Below are 15,579 nucleotides of genomic sequence, written 5' to 3'. Positions count from 1 at the left end.
GATACGAGCGAAAACTCGTTCAACTACTCGTACCTTGAAAACCGAATCATAGGGGGTTGGCAGGAGGAATCAGTCCTGCCGTAAAATGATTCCTGTCGAGTAGCCGATGGAGGCTCAGGATTTCTTAGGCTCGGACGGAGCCTTCGGGAGAGGGTAGCGGGTTGCCGTACCCAATGATCCGAGAAGCCCACGGCTTTAGTCGTGTGAGCAAGTCACGACGATTCCTGATCAATCCGCACAAATTCCTTGATCCATTATACCCCTGTTTTTTCTACAAGAAAAATCCGCCCGGCTCAGCGGGCGGGTTTTGCTATGGTTTCATTTTTTTCTCGCATCGGTTGAGCCGTCTTGGCGATCTCCCGAGGGACTTGGATATCCTTTGCTTCCCCTCGTAGACGATGCGTCCACTCTTGGCGGGCTTTTCCCTTTTGTAAACTGGAAGCAAAGCGAAACTCCACAGCCTGTTCCACTTTTTCCAAGCGGAAATTCTTTTTACTTACCCATAGCCGGATGTTCATCCTTTGCGGATCCATATGGATCGGCTGCTTCATGGGCACGATTTCCGCCATATGAATCGTCTGTCTGTCAATGAAGGGCTGTACGATTTTCCCTTCCAGCTTTAAGGAGATGAGCATATACCCTTTGTTCTCTTTTACTTGGGTTTTATCGGCATGGGAAAGGATTTGTTCCATCTCCCATATCGGGTTAGCGGTTTCTACATCTTGTACAACATCCGCTTCCGTGGATTCCTTCTTCCGGATCCACTCGTTACGGCTGTAGACATATTCTCGATCACCGGTTACATAACGTTCATGGGGCGTGCTCTGGCTGACCAGCTCCTGCTTCTTTGACAGCACCCCTTTCGCATGAAGGCGAAGGGGAGAATTGGTCAACTCCAACTGCCGATCCCACTTGAGCCGCGTGTTTTGCTGGGGTTGCTTTTCAAAAACATATTGTTGGTCGCTATGACTGTCCCAGCGATATCCCTTCATCTTCCTCATCGAGAGCAGCGACTCTTCCAACAAATCCTGTGTAGTCATGCTTTTCAGCTTCTCTTCCACCTGTGCCTGTTCATCCTCTGCCCCCGGTACGGCCCCGCTCAGCTGGGCACATCCGGTGACAGCAACCGCACACACACACAACCAAATCATCTTTGCCCATCGGTATGATTTCATATGGATCCCTTCTCTGTAACTTTCTTAGAAGCGGAGTTTTTCGATATTTGCCTGTGTTGTGGATTGTACCCCAACCAAAGGGAAAGTCAATCCAACTTCCGAATTAGGACTTTGATAGCCGCCTTTCCTATGGAAAGGAACGCAGATTGTATTTTGTTCGACGTCAAAAATCTTTTCTATGATCGGAATCCTACAGCATAGATATGTACAAATGGTCAAAGGAGGCACTCGGGATGGGTCAACCAAACGAATCCTCGATCCCACCTTCGGTACAGGGCGAAATCATCCAACCCCATAAAATCGGCATGGCACAATATTGGCTCGCTGCCAGCCTGCGAGGAGAAGAGGCATTGCTTACCCTGTCTGCACAATTGAGCAGACTGCCGGCAACCCGCGCTCTGGCCCGACAGGCCGAACTGCAGGAGCAAAACCTTCGCTCCACGGGGTGCCGGATGACCGCCTTCGGCTGTTTGAAACGCATGGCCCAAGGAGATTGGCATGAAAGCGTCATCGCAACGCTGGCTTCCTCCATGGTTCAAGGGAGAAAACATGACCGGATCAAGCGGGGATATCTCTTGGAAATGAAACGTTCGGCCAAAGGCGAAGTCCGCACCGCGGTGGAAAACATGCTGGATTGGGTGGATTATACAGAGACGCACCTGACAAAAAGCATGGTGGAAACCCAGCAAAGCATTGGGATCCGGGAGTGGAACCGATGGGCCGGCTCCGCTTCTACTTAAAAAAGACCCGCTCCCACAAGGAGTCGGGTCTTTTGCGGCTCGGAGGGTTATCCCCTGCGGATTCGCCGGCGGGCTTGGAGTGCAAAATAAGCAAACAACAAACTCACCAAGCCGAAAATCACGTTGTTCTGTACATAGAAGAACTGCATCAACGCATTGCCCAGGAGCAAAAAGCTTAAGAGAAGGTACACCCTTCTGGGAAACGGGTTGCCGCGAAACTCAAACAGGATCACGAAAAAATACAAGGCGATCACAAAGTTGTGGACCGCGTACGGCGGTTCTGCCTGCAGGTAGTAGCCCCCCATGACCAAAAAGAAGAGGACGATCGCCGCATAAAGTATCTGCATAGAAACACCTCATTTGTTCGGGGTCACGGCAGGAAAGCGGGGCCCGCTTCCAGACGGGAAATCTACCTCTACAAACCGATCTGCTCCCGAATCAGTTGGTTGACCATCTGCGGGTTGGCTTTTCCTTTGGTGGCTTTCATCACTTGTCCCACCAGGAAGCCGAGGGCCCGGTCCTTTCCGTTTTTCAAGTCGGTGACGGATTGAGGATTGGCTTCGATCACTTCATTGACGATGCCTTTCAGCTGTCCTTCGTCGCTGATTTGCACCAAACCCTTCTCTTCCACGATCTTGGCCGGATCTCCGCCGTTTTCGACCAGCTCTTTGAACACTTTTTTGGCGATCTTGGTGCTGATGGTCCCTTTTTCGATGAGCTGAATCATGCCGGCCAGGGATTGCGGGGCGATCGCCGTTTCATCCAGCTCTTTATCCTGGCTGTTGAGATAGCCCAACAGTTCACCGGATATCCAGTTGGCGGCTGCTTTCGGATCGGCTCCCTGCTTCACCGTCGCTTCATAAAAGTCAGCGATATGCTTGGATGCCGTCAGGAGGTTGGCATCATAGTCGGACAAGCCGTACTCCTCAGTGTAACGACGGCGGCGGGCATCGGGAAGCTCCGGAATATCGGCACGGACACGCTCTTTCCAGGCTTCATCGATCTGAAGCTGCACCAGGTCCGGCTCCGGGAAATAGCGGTAGTCATGAGCTTCTTCCTTACTCCGCATCACTTTGGTGCGGTTTTCGTTTTCCAGCCAGCGCATCGTTTGTTGTACCACCGTGCCGCCGGAGGAAAGCACTTCTTCTTGCCGCGCTTGTTCGTATTCCAGCGCCCGCTCCACATTGCGGAACGAGTTCAGATTTTTCATTTCGGTTTTGGTTCCGAACTCCTCCTGCCCCGCCGGACGCAAGCTGATGTTGGCGTCGCAGCGCAGGGATCCTTCTTCCATTTTCACATCGGAGACACCCGTGTATTGGAGGATCTGTTTCAGTTTCTCCAAATAGGCTCGGGCTTCTGCAGGAGAACGCAGATCCGGCTCCGATACGATCTCGATCAAAGGAACTCCCACCCGGTTGTAGTCCACCAGCGAACCGTCTCCGTTTTCGGTGTGGTTCAGCTTTCCAGCGTCTTCTTCCAAGTGAACACGGGTGATGCCGATCCGCTTCTTCTCTCCGTCCACTTCAATTTCAATCCAGCCGTGCTGCCCGATCGGTTGATCGTACTGGGAAATCTGATAGGCCTTCGGCAAGTCCGGATAAAAATAGTTTTTCCGGTCAAACTTGCTGACATCGGCGATTTGGCAGTTGAGGGCCAGGGCCGCTTTCATCGCGAATTCTACGGCTTTTTTGTTCAATACCGGCAACACTCCGGGATGTCCCAAACAGATGGGACAGGTGTGGGTATTGGGCGGAGCGCCGAATTCGGTGGAACAACCGCAGAAAATTTTGGTTTGGGTGGATAGTTCGGCGTGAACTTCCAGACCGATCACTGTTTCAAACCGGCTCATGATGCACCGCCTCCAATCTGGGGTTCAGGCAAACGTTCCGCATGCTGTTCATAGGCGTGCGCCACCCGAAGCACCTGGGATTCATCGAAGGGCCGGCCGACAATCTGAAGACCCACCGGCAAGCCGTCAGACAGACCGCAGGGAACACTGATGGCCGGAAGCCCTGCCAGGCTGACCGGAATCGTGCAAATATCGTTCAAGTACATGGTCAACGGGTCATCCACCTTTTCACCAATCCGGAAAGCGGTGGTGGGTGCCGTCGGCCCGATCACCACATCATATTGGTCAAAGATCTTCTCGAAGTCCTGCCGGATGAGGGTCCGTACTTTTTGCGCCTTCAGGTAGTAAGCATCATAGTACCCCGAGCTCAGCGCATAGGTCCCGAGCATGATCCGGCGCTTCACCTCCGGACCAAAACCGGTGCTGCGGGTGCGGTTGAACATGTCCACCAAGTTTTCTCCTTCGACGCGCACACCGTAACGCACTCCGTCATACCGGGCCAGGTTGGAGGAAGCTTCCGCCGGAGCGAGCAAATAATAGGCGGGCACGGCATACTCCAGGTGCGGCAGAGAAACCTCCTCCACCACAGCTCCCAGGCTTTCCAACAGCTTCAGCGCTTCCTGCACCCGTGCTTTGACGCCGGCGTCGATCCCTTCGCCCATCAACTCTTTCGGAACAGCTACTTTCAACCCTTTGACCTCCCCGGTCAAAGCCGACAGATAATCGGGCACCTCCACATCGGCGGAAGTGGAATCCTTCGGGTCATGTCCGGCAATCGCTTGCAGGACGTATGCGGCATCCTCCACGTTGCGGGTCAGGGGACCGATCTGATCCAAAGAGGAAGCAAAAGCGATCAGTCCAAAGCGGGATACCCGTCCATAGGTGGGCTTCAACCCGACCACGCCGCAAAAAGCCGCCGGTTGCCGGATGGAACCGCCGGTGTCCGAACCCAGGCCGAAAACCACTTGCCCAGCAGCCACCGCCGCTGCCGACCCGCCGCTGGAACCGCCGGGCACCCGGTCCAAATCCCATGGATTCCGCACTTTGTGGTAGCCGGAGTTTTCATTGGATGATCCCATACCGAACTCGTCCATATTGGTTTTCCCGATCATGTTGGCTTGGGCTTGTTCCAGCTTGCTCATCACCGTAGCCGGATAGACCGGCGTATAGTCGCCCAGAATCTGACTGCCGGCAGTCGTCACCACTCCTTCTGTACCGATGTTATCTTTAATCCCGGCAGGCAGGGCAGCCAGCAGCCCTTTGGGTTCCTGCTCGTCCAATTGCTTGGCACGGTAGCGGGCCCCTTCTTCGTCCAGTTTCAAAAAAGCGCCGATCTCTTGGTCTGTTTCCCCGATACGTTCAAGGGAAGCTTCCAAGAGATCCGTAGCTGTAATCTCTTTGGCAGCAAGGCTGCTATGTATCTCTTTGAGTGACTTCCTCAACAGCGACATCGTATTCCTCCTTTACTCCTCAAATACCGCAGGTACGCGGAACATGCCGTCTTTCTGATCCGGTGCATTGGCCAGCGCTTTCTCCCGCGGCAGAGACGGGCGGCGCTCATCTTCCCGCAGCACATTGGCCATGGGCAGCACATGGCTGGTGGGTTCTACATCATCCGTATCCAGCTCGTTTAATTTCTCTGCAAAATCGAGAATATCATTCAATTGTTCGGTGTACCGCTCAGCTTCTTCTTCCGTCAGGGACAGACGGGCCAAGCGAGCTACGTGTTCCACTTGCTCTCTGGAAATTGCCATTCATTCTTCACCTCCGCACAACCATCCGTCGTTGATTCACTATCACACAGTATAGCACAAACCTCACCGGAAACTTTCATCATCCGGCCGGAAGGAATGGCATTATCGGTAAAATTTCATGACAAAGCAAGGAAAGACCATATACAAAATATTACATCCCTAATCTGCGGGAATTTTTAATATAATGAAAGTATAGTGAAATCAAACCAAAGTCGTATAAGGGGGTCGTATCATGAACAAGTGGATTTCCTGGCTCGTTTGGGGCGTCGTCTCCGCACTGGGCGCCGCCGGATTCGGCGTATTGGCCTTGTCCCGCGGCGAGTCCATCAATGCAGCGTGGCTGCTCCTGGCGGCTGTATGCACCTATGCGGTGGCTTACCGCTTTTACAGCCGTTTTATGGCCCGAAAAGTGTTTGAATTAGACGACAACAGAAAGACACCGGCGGAAGTGAACAACGACGGGAAAGATTTCGTTCCCACCAACAAGTGGGTGTTGTTCGGCCACCACTTCGCCGCCATTGCGGGAGCCGGACCGTTGGTAGGGCCCATTTTGGCGGCTCAGATGGGGTATCTCCCCGGCACCATCTGGATTATCGTCGGCGTGGTGTTGGGCGGTGCGGTACAGGACTTCATCATTTTGTTCGGTTCAATGCGCAGAAACGGCAAATCCCTCGGCGAAATGGCCAAAGAAGAGATAGGACCGGTGGGCGGTTTCATCGCCATGTTCGCCATTCTGGGCATTATGATCATTCTGTTGGCGGTTTTGGCATTGGTCGTTGTGAAAGCGCTCGCTCACAGCCCGTGGGGGATGTTTACCATCGCCGCCACCATTCCCATCGCGTTGTTTATGGGGGTTTATTTGCGGTATATGCGGCCCGGTCGGGTACTGGAAACGTCGCTGATCGGGTTTGCTCTCTTGATGCTAGCCCTCTGGGGAGGCCGGTATGTAGCGGAACACCCTGCATTGAGTGCGATGTTCACCTTTGAAGGAACCACGATCGCTTGGATGATGATCATCTACGGATTTGTCGCTTCCGTGATTCCGGTCTGGCTGCTCTTGGCACCCCGGGATTATCTGAGCACCTTTTTGAAAATCGGCACCATTTTTGCCCTGGCCTTGGGCATCGTGCTGGTCATGCCGGACTTGCAAATGCCTTCCCTAACGAAGTTCATCGACGGCACGGGACCAGTGTTTGCCGGCAATCTCTTCCCCTTTGTATTTATCACCATCGCCTGTGGATCCGTATCCGGATTCCATGCGCTGGTTTCCTCCGGGACCACACCCAAAATGATCGCCCGGGAGCGGCATGCGCGAATGATCGGGTACGGGGGAATGTTGACGGAATCCTTTGTAGCGATTATGGCCTTGATCGCAGCCTGTGTGCTGACGCCGGGAGCGTATTTTGCCATGAACAGTCCCGCAGCCGTGATCGGTACCGATGTGGCCACTGCCGCCAAAACGATCTCCAGCTGGGGCTTTACCATTACTCCGGATCAATTGACGAATTTGTCCAAAGATATCGGCGAATCGACGATCCTCTCCCGGACTGGCGGCGCTCCTACGCTGGCTGTGGGGATGGCCCAGATCTTTTCCAGCATCATCGGAGGCAAGGCCCTGATGGCCTTCTGGTACCACTTCGCCATTCTTTTTGAAGCGGTGTTTATCCTTACCACCATCGATGCCGGCACCCGGGTGGGCCGATTTATGCTGCAAGAGCTGCTCGGCCATTTTTCCAAAAAGCTGGGACAAACCGATTGGTACCCCGCCAACGTCTTAGCTAGCGGTGCCATCGTGGCCGCTTGGGGGTATTTCCTCTACCAAGGAGTGGTGGATCCCTTGGGCGGCATCAATACCCTGTGGCCTCTCTTCGGGATCGCCAACCAGATGTTGGCCGTTATCGCGCTGGTTGTGGGAACCACCCTGCTTATCAAAGCCGGCAAAGCGGCCTATGCGTGGATCACCCTGATTCCCACGGCCTGGCTCACGATTGTGACGATGACTGCCGGTTGGCAAAAACTGTTCTCCCCGGACCCCAAGATCGGATTCCTGGCCGCAGCCAACAAGTTTAAAGAAGCCGTTGCCTCCGGCCAAGTGCTGCCCCCGGCAACATCGGTCGAGGAGATGAGCCGCATTGTTATGAACAACCAGATCGATGCCGCGCTAACCGCCATCTTTATGATCTTTGTGGTGATGATTATTCTGGATGCCGCCCGCGTCTGGTACAAAAAGCTGATCAAACGAGAAGATCTGCCGCTGCGGGAGTCTCCCTATATCGCCTGGGATTCGGTGGCACGAAAGGGTGCTTAACGATGGAAACCGCATCCTGTCCTTGGTGGAAACGGACCATGAAAGCGATCCGGCATTATCTTCACACCATGGCCGGTGTTCCCAGCTACGAGCGGTATCTGGAACATTTCCACAAGCATCACCCGGGAGAGACTCCTCTTTCGGAAAAGGAATTCCACAAAAAAGCCACCGATGAAAAGTACGGCGGCGGCACGATCCGACGGTGTTGTTGACAGAAATCCGGAGCGCTGAACAGGTGCTCCGGATTTGTCATGATTGCAAAAGAGTATCCCATCATAAAACGACCTCCCGAAGGAAAGGTTATCCATGATCAATCTTTGGGAGGTCGTTTTATGAAAAAATGTTCCGTTGTTACTCTCTTGTTTATGCTCCTGCTGCTTTCTCACCACCCGATCGCTGCCCAGCCGGTAAACTGCCAGCAGCTGCAACAGGTCCTGGGCGTGCCGGTGGAACAAGAAGAAGGGATCTGTAAAATGAGCCTGCTCCGAAAAGAGCTGAATGTACGTCATATGGGCAAGAAGCTTTCCCCGGAAACCATGGAACTGGAGCTCCTGGCCAACTTTGAACGCACAGGCAGCACATGGGTGGTCATGGGAGAATTTGCCCTGATGGAAACAGAGGTCAATCCGGTGATTGACCGACTGCGCAAATCAGGACTGCATGTCACCGCCGTCCACAACCACATGCTGATGGAACATCCCAGAGTGATGTACGTCCATTTTCAAGGAGAAGGAACAGCTAAACAGGTAGCCAAAGGAGTAAAAAGCGCCATTCGGGCGACTTCTTATCCGTTAAGATAGTTGAAGAGGAACTTCCGCACCGGTCTGAATCCCCTTTGCTGTTTATCCGTGTTCCAAGCCTGATCCATTTTCCTGTTAGCCCTTTTAAATGTACAAAAGAAAAAAGTGTACAAAAGAAAAAAGCCGAAAAAAATCGGCTTTTATGAGAAAAGGGGGGGAGAATCCACATCAGTATTTAGTCTTCAACAGGGCACTTTCGACAAATTAGTACCCATTAATGACGCCAACCAGGGCGAAAATGGTGGCGATTACCAACAGAAAGAGAAGCAGTCGGCGTAAACCGAATCCGTAACCGTAACCGTAGCCGCTCATAAACTTCTTCCCCTTTCGGATCAAGATATATTTTATTATGCTTCTCTGTTGTGATTCGACATGGACAAAGATACCTATAGTACAGAAATATACCAGCATCACACTTTATTAAACGGAGAAAATTAGCCGCATGACTAGTTTTCAGGGTAGGACCGGGGGATTTAAATAACGATTTGGGTAGGTTTGACAGAACCGTTATTATCAGAGGTTATCTTGCTTCTCCCATATAGGAATGGGTATGGGGGATCTCGCCGTTTACCGTTGTTTCCCCTTCGATGATGTGGTAGTGACCTCCATCCGGCAACGGAATGGGTGGTCCAGTAACGCCAGAAAAATGGTGGACATGACCATCGTCAAATGTAGTGGTCCCCCGATATTCATGGACATGATCTGGTACGTCTGGTGCCGGTGCGGTCACTCCGCCCAAGCGGTGTCGGTGGCCAACATCAAATGAGGTAATTCCCTGATACCTGTGACGATGGGGATATGGTTTCCTAATTCCGGGTCCATCCTCGAAAAAAAACAACTGGAATTGATGATCATGGGCCCCGTCATGGATTCGGATATTCGTGTGGTTTGGTTTCGTCAATATAATCCCTCCCTTCTTCTGAAGTAATAAGCATGCCGTTAAGATAGGATATACAGCATTGATTACTAAGGAAAGTGTGAATACCCTAATATCAACAGTAATGGTCGGATACTTCACTGATTTGGCTTCCATTTGAGGTGGTATGATGCCCGTAACAAGATATGGAATGACAGACTCCCGGTGAATTCTGATGTAGTTAACACGATTAGGTAATGAACATCATCCCGACTAAAAACATCCCGTTATGGGCCTCATACTGGCGCCGACGGGATGTTTTCTGCCCTTTTTTATGACCCTTGGACCAAGACCGACTTTCTGAATAACACCGGGAAGGTTTCTTCCATCCCGCAATTGTATTTGCACTGGTTGACCGATATACTGCTGACACATACCAGGAATGTTCTGGCTTATCACGTCCTCCTCCCTTCCCTGCATGCGATTTCATTTTCCTTTAAGCTATGTTGAGAATTTAGTAAAGGGAAAGGTATTCAACCAATCTGTATTTAAATAGATCCCTGTCTAAGTGATCTGATACAGATCTATTCAATACACCTATTTTTTTCTGATATAGTTAATAACCGTTTCTGTCTGCAAACGTTATACATTATTAACGAATTTTTAGAAAAGGAGGCAACCAAATGTTTGGAAGTTCCTCTGGCGGATACAGTGGATACAGTGGTTTTGGTTTGCGTCGCCTGTTGCTTTTCCTGTTGGTGATCGCGACCATTTTCGGACTGGTCGGCGTCATTAATGGGTACTAATTTCTCGAAAGTACCCTGTTGAAGAGTGAAATACCGCTGACTTACCCCGTTTCCCAGCCCGTGTAAATAGCACGGGCTGTTTTAGTATTTAAAAAGCCACCCTGGATGCAACTTCCTACGGTTTCATCAACGTAAAAAACCCTTTGAATAAGGAACCAAAACCATGCAGGTGCATATTGGGGTGTATACAAGGCACTGCGCAATCTGCGCAATAGGTAGGCCTATGACGGTGTACTTAACATTAGAAGAGGTCGTCGCTACGCACTACATCACTATGAAGCGTTTTGCCGACGAGGAACAGGCTGGCATAAGTTTCCTGATCGTCTAGAAGCAGCAGTTTATCGACCGATAGCGGAAGCCTTCGGGCAAGGAGTACACCCGACATTCAACCGGAAGACAGCGACGCTTACTCAGTCCGCTGGTGCAAGATCATCCCTTCCACAACGGAAATAAGCGCACAGCACTGTCAGTATTAAGTACCTTTCTACGTATGAACGGCTACATTCTGACGCTAACGAACGAGCAAGCGGAAGAGCTTATGGTAGCCGTAGCGGATGACAAACGATACAGGGGCGAAGATGGGCTAGACCTATTGGCGGTGCAAATTCGCGAATCGTTGCCGTACCCCTATTTTCCCATTTCATCGGACTCCGGTCCTAGGACCCGGTTTGATTTCTGCCCATACAAAAACCCGCCCGATGATGTTGGCGGGTCAGCTCGATGATCCACCTGTCCAAAAAGCGGAGAAGCCCTTACGTCAGGTCAAACTCTCTGTAAAAAACGATGACCCTACTTTACGGATGTGATTCTGTCCGCTCCAAATAGAGCATCGGGATACTTTACTTACACGGTTGTCGGGCTGTCTTTTCCTTTTTTTCGCCATTGATAAAGCATATATAAGAGCAGCGCCGCACCTGCCCCAATGCCCAAAGGCTGTACATAGGGTGCCGCCACTTCCTTGATGTTCTCCCAGTTGTCTCCCAGTTGAAGACCGAGGTACAAGAAGAATACCGACCACGGAATCACCGCCAGGGAAGTGTACAGGGTAAACGTGGTCCAAGGCATTTTGGAAATCCCCGCCGGAATGGAAATGGCGTGGCGTACCACCGGAATGAAGCGGGCCCCGAAGATGACGCCAGACCCGTACCGCTCAAACCATTTCTCCGCAGTCCGCAGATGATTCTCCTTGATCAAAATATACTTGCCGTACTTCTCCAAAAAGGGACGGCCACCGTAATATCCCGCCCAGTAAAGAAAAAGCTGAGAGAAAACACCGCCGATGGTGCCTGCGATGACAGCTCCCACAAAGGTGATCTTGCCCTGGGACACCATATATCCCCCATAAGAGAGAACGATCTCACTGGGAATCACTTCAATCATCAGTCCCAACGCAATCCCCGCATAACCCAGATCCGTGAGCCATTGCAACACAGCATGAATAAACTCTTCCAACGTCTTCACCCACTTTGTATCCTTAATATCTATTGCAAAGACCGTTTCCTATCTCCCAGTCTGCGTTTCGCTACTCTGATCATAGACCAAGGATGCAAAGGATGCTATACCCCGTCTGTCTTTTTACCATATAGGCGAGCCTGCATACTAGTACTCTTCGATTCTAGTACGGATGACTTGTTATTGTCCATAACTTAAGGGCAGGTTCCTTTTCAGCAAGACTTGCGATGCGGTTTCCGCCATTTTTTCATACCCGGTATCATTGGGATGCAAATGATCTCCCGAATCATAGGCGGGGTTCAGTCTGTCCGGGTGTTCAGGATCTTGAAGCGCCCGGTCAAAATCGATCACTCCGTCAAAGGCCCCGCTGCTCCGAATCCAGTGATTCACCTTATCCCGTGTGGCTTCCCCTTCTTCTGTGTAATATCCCGGTATGGTTGTCCCCTCGAATGGAAGCAGGGTTCCGCCGTAAATGCGCAGGCCTCGGGCATGGGCCCGATCGATCAGCTGCTTCATCGCCCCAATGATTTGATCCGCATTGTAGTTGTGTGGATCGTGCCCGATATCGTTGATGCCTTCCAACAAAATCACATCCGTCACACCGGGCTGAGCGAGAACATCCCGATCAAAACGCTTAAGCGCTGATTCCCCATATACCGCATCATCCCGGAGCAGCTTATTGCCGGAAATCCCTGCATTCAACACCGATTTCTCCATTCTTGCAGCATCCAGCCGCTCCTGCAAAAAGTCCGGATAACGGTGATTGGCATCCTGGGTGGAACGGGTGCCGTCAGTAATGGAATCCCCAAAAGCAACCACCGCCCCCTGATGTTTGGGCGAGGCGCCGACATCCAATCCGGTCAGCCAAAACCAGGAACTGATCGTATCCGTATAACCCTCCCCTTGGCGGTCACGGGTATGGTTACCCTGTTCCGATATGTAAGATGTCTGTTTGGCGATCCGGTGCCATGTGGCAGCGCCGCTGTCACCGGATACATACACGCTGACCGCTAAATCTTCTCCTTTTTTCACCGGAAAAGAAAGGGGATCACTCATCACTTCTCGGCCCGGTGACAAGGTGACTGCTCGACGCCCTGCAAAAGTGACCGGTGTATCGGTATCCTTGTCAATCGCAGCTCCCATCTCCCTCTCTGCCAACCGCACTTCTGCAAATGTGACATCCTGTTCCCCATAAGCATTGGAAAAGCGGAGGCGAACCTGGTTGCCTTCCTCATGAGGGCGCACAATCATCCGTACAGTCCGGTCGGATACCCCTTCTGCCGCATCCCCCGATGGGAATTGTAGGCTGGCCGTCCATGACCCTACCCAGCTGCGGCTGGCCCCTTTTTCGCTGTCTCCATAAGCGAAATCTTGTTCGGAACAGAAGGGCAATAACATCGCACCCATCAATAGACAGATAAAAACGTTGCCTCTTGCCCGCTTCCATCCCCGACTCCGGTGGAACACGTTCTGTTGATCCTGTAACATGCGCCTTTTCCTCCTCGTCATTCTCTCTTTCCCAATGAAATCACAGGCAGGAACATCCCACACCTTCGCCTGACATTCCTTCACTCCTATGTCGGTTCTGTAAATGCTCGTTCAAGATTTCATGAATCGCTTGTGATATGATAGTGATGATCAACAGCGCCCCGGAGGGTGAGGTGAAGTTTTGCAAGCTCAACGTATTTTTCTATGGATTTTTACAATTGGACTGTGTATCCTGTTGATGGCACATACCGGACTGACCGCCCTCTATCTATCCCCGGAAAACCCGCTCCGGTCCCGGGTGTGGGATACTCTTTACGGGTACATGGACCCGATTTTTGCGCAAAACTGGCGCTTGTTTGCTCCCAATCCCGTTTCCCAGCATCAAAACCTGCTGGCCAAAGCCCGGGTTAAAGACCGGGAAACCGGGGTGATCCGGGAAACGAAGTGGATGGATATTACGGGACCCATTATCCAACATATCCAGACCAATCGCCTCGCTTCCGAAGGCAGAGTCACGCGGTATATGACATCGGCGATCCGTTCTTATGTATATGATAAAGGAGAAGAAAAAAAGGAAGGTAAATGGATGTTGCAGCGGGCGGTTTCCACCGCGTTGGAGCAACGTCTGCCATCCGGGAAGAAAATCGAAGAGATCAATATCCGGATTGTCAGCAATACCTTCCCCCGCTTTGAACAACGTTCCAAGCCGGATAATGAAGGCATTGTGCAATTTCGGGAAACCGGCTGGATGCCTTACCGGCCGGCAGCATCTTCCGCCGGAGAGGAGTGGCCCCGATGATCCGACGATTGGAGCGCTTTCTGACCACGAAGCACGTCCTGATCGGCACCAGTTGGCTACGTATCTTTTTCGGCGCGGGCATCCTGTTCTACCTTCTGTCCCATTATTCCGAGCGGCATCTCCTGTGGGGCGCCGACGGATTGTGGCCCTATCAGCAGTTTCTCGCCGGATCGGAAAAGCGGGAGATTTGGACCCTTTATCATCTGAGTTCCTCCCCGATCGCTTTTGAGGTGATTTTTCACGGGACCCTCTTCGTAACTCTGCTGTGGACGATCGGATGGCATACCCGGTTGACGGGGGTTTTGACCTTTCTCTGTTTCTGGTCGCTCTATTATCGAAATCCCTTTATCACCAACGGCGGGGACAATATTGTCCGGCTTCAACTCCTTTACCTGCTGTTCGCCGACCTGGGCGCCCGCTTCTCGGTGGATCGATGGCGAAAACGCCGCCGGCAAACGGCGCCTTCCCCTTGGTTGGAGAAGATACGCCCCTATGCGGCGGTGCTTCACAATGCTGCCGTAGCCATGGCCATCGTCCAAGTCATGTTGATGTATTTTACCGCCGGACTATACAAAGTAATGGGATCCATGTGGCAAAACGGCACCGCCATCTATTACGCGATGCGGGTGCAGGAGTTCGCCTGGCCCGGCTACAGCGAAAAGCTGTGGGCTTCCGAAACGCTGGTGGTCTTGCTCACCTATACCTCCGTCCTGTTCCAGGTCGCCTTTCCCTTTTTGTTGTTGAACCGGTACACCAAATACGCCGCGGTTTGCGGCGCCATCTTGTTCCACCTGGGGATCGGCGTGTTTATGAACCTGGCCCTGTTCTCCTGGTTTATGATCGGAATCGAGCTGATCCTGTTGACGGACAAGGATTACCGGCGTCTCAGCCATCTTCTGGGGCGTGCAGGCAGATGGATGCGCCGCCGGTTATCCTGGATCGGTGATCAGCCCTTCTTCGCTCGCCGCAGAGTGACGGTTTTTTATGACGGCTGGTGCTCCTTTTGCCAGGCAAGCGTCGACTCAGCCCGCAGACTGGACCTGTTCGGACTGCTCAGGTTCGTCTCGTTCCGTGAGAAAGGGGTCCCGGAGCGATATGGCCTCGATCCGGTTAAATTGGAGCAGCGACTTCACAGTACCGCGGATGGTCATACCTTTTACGACGGTATCGATGGAATCATCCAGATGATAACCCGCCTTCCCTTACTCTGGCCCACCTTGCCCGGATTATGGCTGGCCCGGATCCTCGGCATCGGGCAGCGGGTCTACGACTGGATCGCCGCCAGGCGTACCATCATCCCCGCTGGCGGGTGTGATGATCACTGTCGGGTGGAATACCGGCCCGAATCGGCCGAGGGGAAATAAGCAAGTTATCAAAAAACGCACCGTCCTACGGCGGTGCGTGTTTATATCGTATATTTTGCATGTATCTCGGAGTAGTGCGACGTGAAAGTCGCTTGGGTAATTGCTTCGCAATACGATGAAGCCTGTTGTTCCACCAGCAGTATCCTAGGCAGATCGGCGATGAGGTAACGAACCGTCGAGAGCCTGCC

At 52.2% G+C, this 15,579-nt stretch carries 16 protein-coding genes; 8 read left to right on the top strand and 8 right to left on the bottom strand.

The features are described 5' to 3' along the window. Nucleotides 1-293: 293 nt before the first annotated feature. On the bottom strand, nt 294-1,175 hold the full coding sequence (locus IEW70_RS15325; RefSeq protein ID WP_188648794.1) for a DUF6612 family protein: 882 nt from the start codon (nt 1,173-1,175) through the stop codon (nt 294-296). 233 nt (nt 1,176-1,408) lie between these two features. On the opposite strand from IEW70_RS15325, the gene IEW70_RS15320 reads away from it, so the two are divergent. Next, the gene (locus tag IEW70_RS15320; protein WP_188648793.1) at nt 1,409-1,915 is read left to right on the top strand and encodes a hypothetical protein; all 507 of its coding nucleotides are present in this window, start codon (nt 1,409-1,411) and stop codon (nt 1,913-1,915) included. A gap of 47 nt (nt 1,916-1,962) precedes the next feature. Here the strand turns inward: IEW70_RS15320 and IEW70_RS15315 are convergent, their stop codons facing one another. The 4 genes from IEW70_RS15315 to gatC form a co-directional block, all read right to left on the bottom strand. Further along, nucleotides 1,963-2,262, bottom strand: a complete 300-nt coding sequence (locus IEW70_RS15315) for a hypothetical protein (protein WP_188648792.1) — start codon at nt 2,260-2,262, stop codon at nt 1,963-1,965. Between the two features lie 68 nt (nt 2,263-2,330). After that, the gene (gene gatB, locus IEW70_RS15310; protein WP_188648791.1) at nt 2,331-3,764 is read right to left on the bottom strand and encodes an Asp-tRNA(Asn)/Glu-tRNA(Gln) amidotransferase subunit GatB; all 1,434 of its coding nucleotides are present in this window, start codon (nt 3,762-3,764) and stop codon (nt 2,331-2,333) included. Then, a complete protein-coding gene (gatA, locus tag IEW70_RS15305; RefSeq protein WP_188648790.1) occupies nt 3,761-5,215 on the bottom strand; it encodes an Asp-tRNA(Asn)/Glu-tRNA(Gln) amidotransferase subunit GatA in 1,455 nt (484 codons plus the stop codon). Before gatA ends, gatB begins: the two co-directional genes overlap by 4 nt. Before the next feature lie 12 nt (nt 5,216-5,227). Continuing rightward, a complete protein-coding gene (gatC, locus tag IEW70_RS15300; RefSeq protein WP_188648789.1) occupies nt 5,228-5,518 on the bottom strand; it encodes an Asp-tRNA(Asn)/Glu-tRNA(Gln) amidotransferase subunit GatC in 291 nt (96 codons plus the stop codon). Between the two features lie 232 nt (nt 5,519-5,750). On the opposite strand from gatC, the gene IEW70_RS15295 reads away from it, so the two are divergent. The 3 genes from IEW70_RS15295 (at nt 5,751) to IEW70_RS15285 (ending at nt 8,626) form a co-directional block, all read left to right on the top strand. Then, a complete protein-coding gene (locus IEW70_RS15295) occupies nt 5,751-7,826 on the top strand; it encodes a carbon starvation CstA family protein (RefSeq protein WP_188648788.1) in 2,076 nt (691 codons plus the stop codon). A gap of 2 nt (nt 7,827-7,828) precedes the next feature. Then, on the top strand, nt 7,829-8,038 hold the full coding sequence (locus tag IEW70_RS15290) for a YbdD/YjiX family protein (protein ID WP_188648787.1): 210 nt from the start codon (nt 7,829-7,831) through the stop codon (nt 8,036-8,038). 120 nt (nt 8,039-8,158) lie between these two features. Then, nucleotides 8,159-8,626, top strand: a complete 468-nt coding sequence (locus IEW70_RS15285) for a DUF1259 domain-containing protein (RefSeq protein ID WP_188648786.1) — start codon at nt 8,159-8,161, stop codon at nt 8,624-8,626. Nucleotides 8,627-9,146: 520 nt separating this feature from the next. On the opposite strand, the gene IEW70_RS15280 is transcribed toward IEW70_RS15285, so the two are convergent. Continuing rightward, on the bottom strand, nt 9,147-9,527 hold the full coding sequence (locus tag IEW70_RS15280; RefSeq protein WP_229752029.1) for a YmaF family protein: 381 nt from the start codon (nt 9,525-9,527) through the stop codon (nt 9,147-9,149). A 638-nt stretch (nt 9,528-10,165) separates the two neighbouring features. On the opposite strand from IEW70_RS15280, the gene IEW70_RS18220 reads away from it, so the two are divergent. Further along, nucleotides 10,166-10,288 carry a hypothetical protein gene (locus IEW70_RS18220; protein WP_268234900.1) on the top strand — a complete coding sequence of 41 codons (123 nt, stop codon included), beginning with the start codon at nt 10,166-10,168 and terminating at the stop codon, nt 10,286-10,288. A gap of 418 nt (nt 10,289-10,706) precedes the next feature. After that, complete coding sequence (locus tag IEW70_RS18575; protein WP_373285982.1) at nt 10,707-11,012, top strand: type II toxin-antitoxin system death-on-curing family toxin; 306 nt, start codon at nt 10,707-10,709, stop codon at nt 11,010-11,012. Nucleotides 11,013-11,131: 119 nt separating this feature from the next. Here IEW70_RS18575 and uptA read toward each other — a convergent pair whose 3' ends face one another. Both uptA and IEW70_RS15265 read right to left on the bottom strand, forming a co-directional pair. Then, on the bottom strand, nt 11,132-11,740 hold the full coding sequence (gene uptA / locus IEW70_RS15270; RefSeq protein WP_188648872.1) for an undecaprenyl phosphate transporter UptA: 609 nt from the start codon (nt 11,738-11,740) through the stop codon (nt 11,132-11,134). 180 nt (nt 11,741-11,920) lie between these two features. Then, nucleotides 11,921-13,228, bottom strand: coding sequence for an SGNH/GDSL hydrolase family protein (locus IEW70_RS15265; RefSeq protein WP_188648783.1), 1,308 nt, complete (start codon nt 13,226-13,228; stop codon nt 11,921-11,923). 181 nt (nt 13,229-13,409) lie between these two features. Here IEW70_RS15265 and IEW70_RS15260 point away from each other — a divergent pair, with 181 nt between their 5' ends. Further along, the gene (locus IEW70_RS15260) at nt 13,410-14,027 is read left to right on the top strand and encodes a DUF5819 family protein (protein ID WP_188648782.1); all 618 of its coding nucleotides are present in this window, start codon (nt 13,410-13,412) and stop codon (nt 14,025-14,027) included. Further along, nucleotides 14,024-15,391 carry a DCC1-like thiol-disulfide oxidoreductase family protein gene (locus IEW70_RS15255; protein WP_188648781.1) on the top strand — a complete coding sequence of 456 codons (1,368 nt, stop codon included), beginning with the start codon at nt 14,024-14,026 and terminating at the stop codon, nt 15,389-15,391. Before IEW70_RS15260 ends, IEW70_RS15255 begins: the two co-directional genes overlap by 4 nt. Nucleotides 15,392-15,579: the final 188 nt, after the last annotated feature.

The sequence above is a fragment of the Marinithermofilum abyssi genome, assembly GCF_014641195.1.
GTDB lineage: Bacteria > Bacillota > Bacilli > Thermoactinomycetales > DSM-45169 > Marinithermofilum > Marinithermofilum abyssi.
This window is presented reverse-complemented; position numbering and strand designations above follow the sequence as displayed.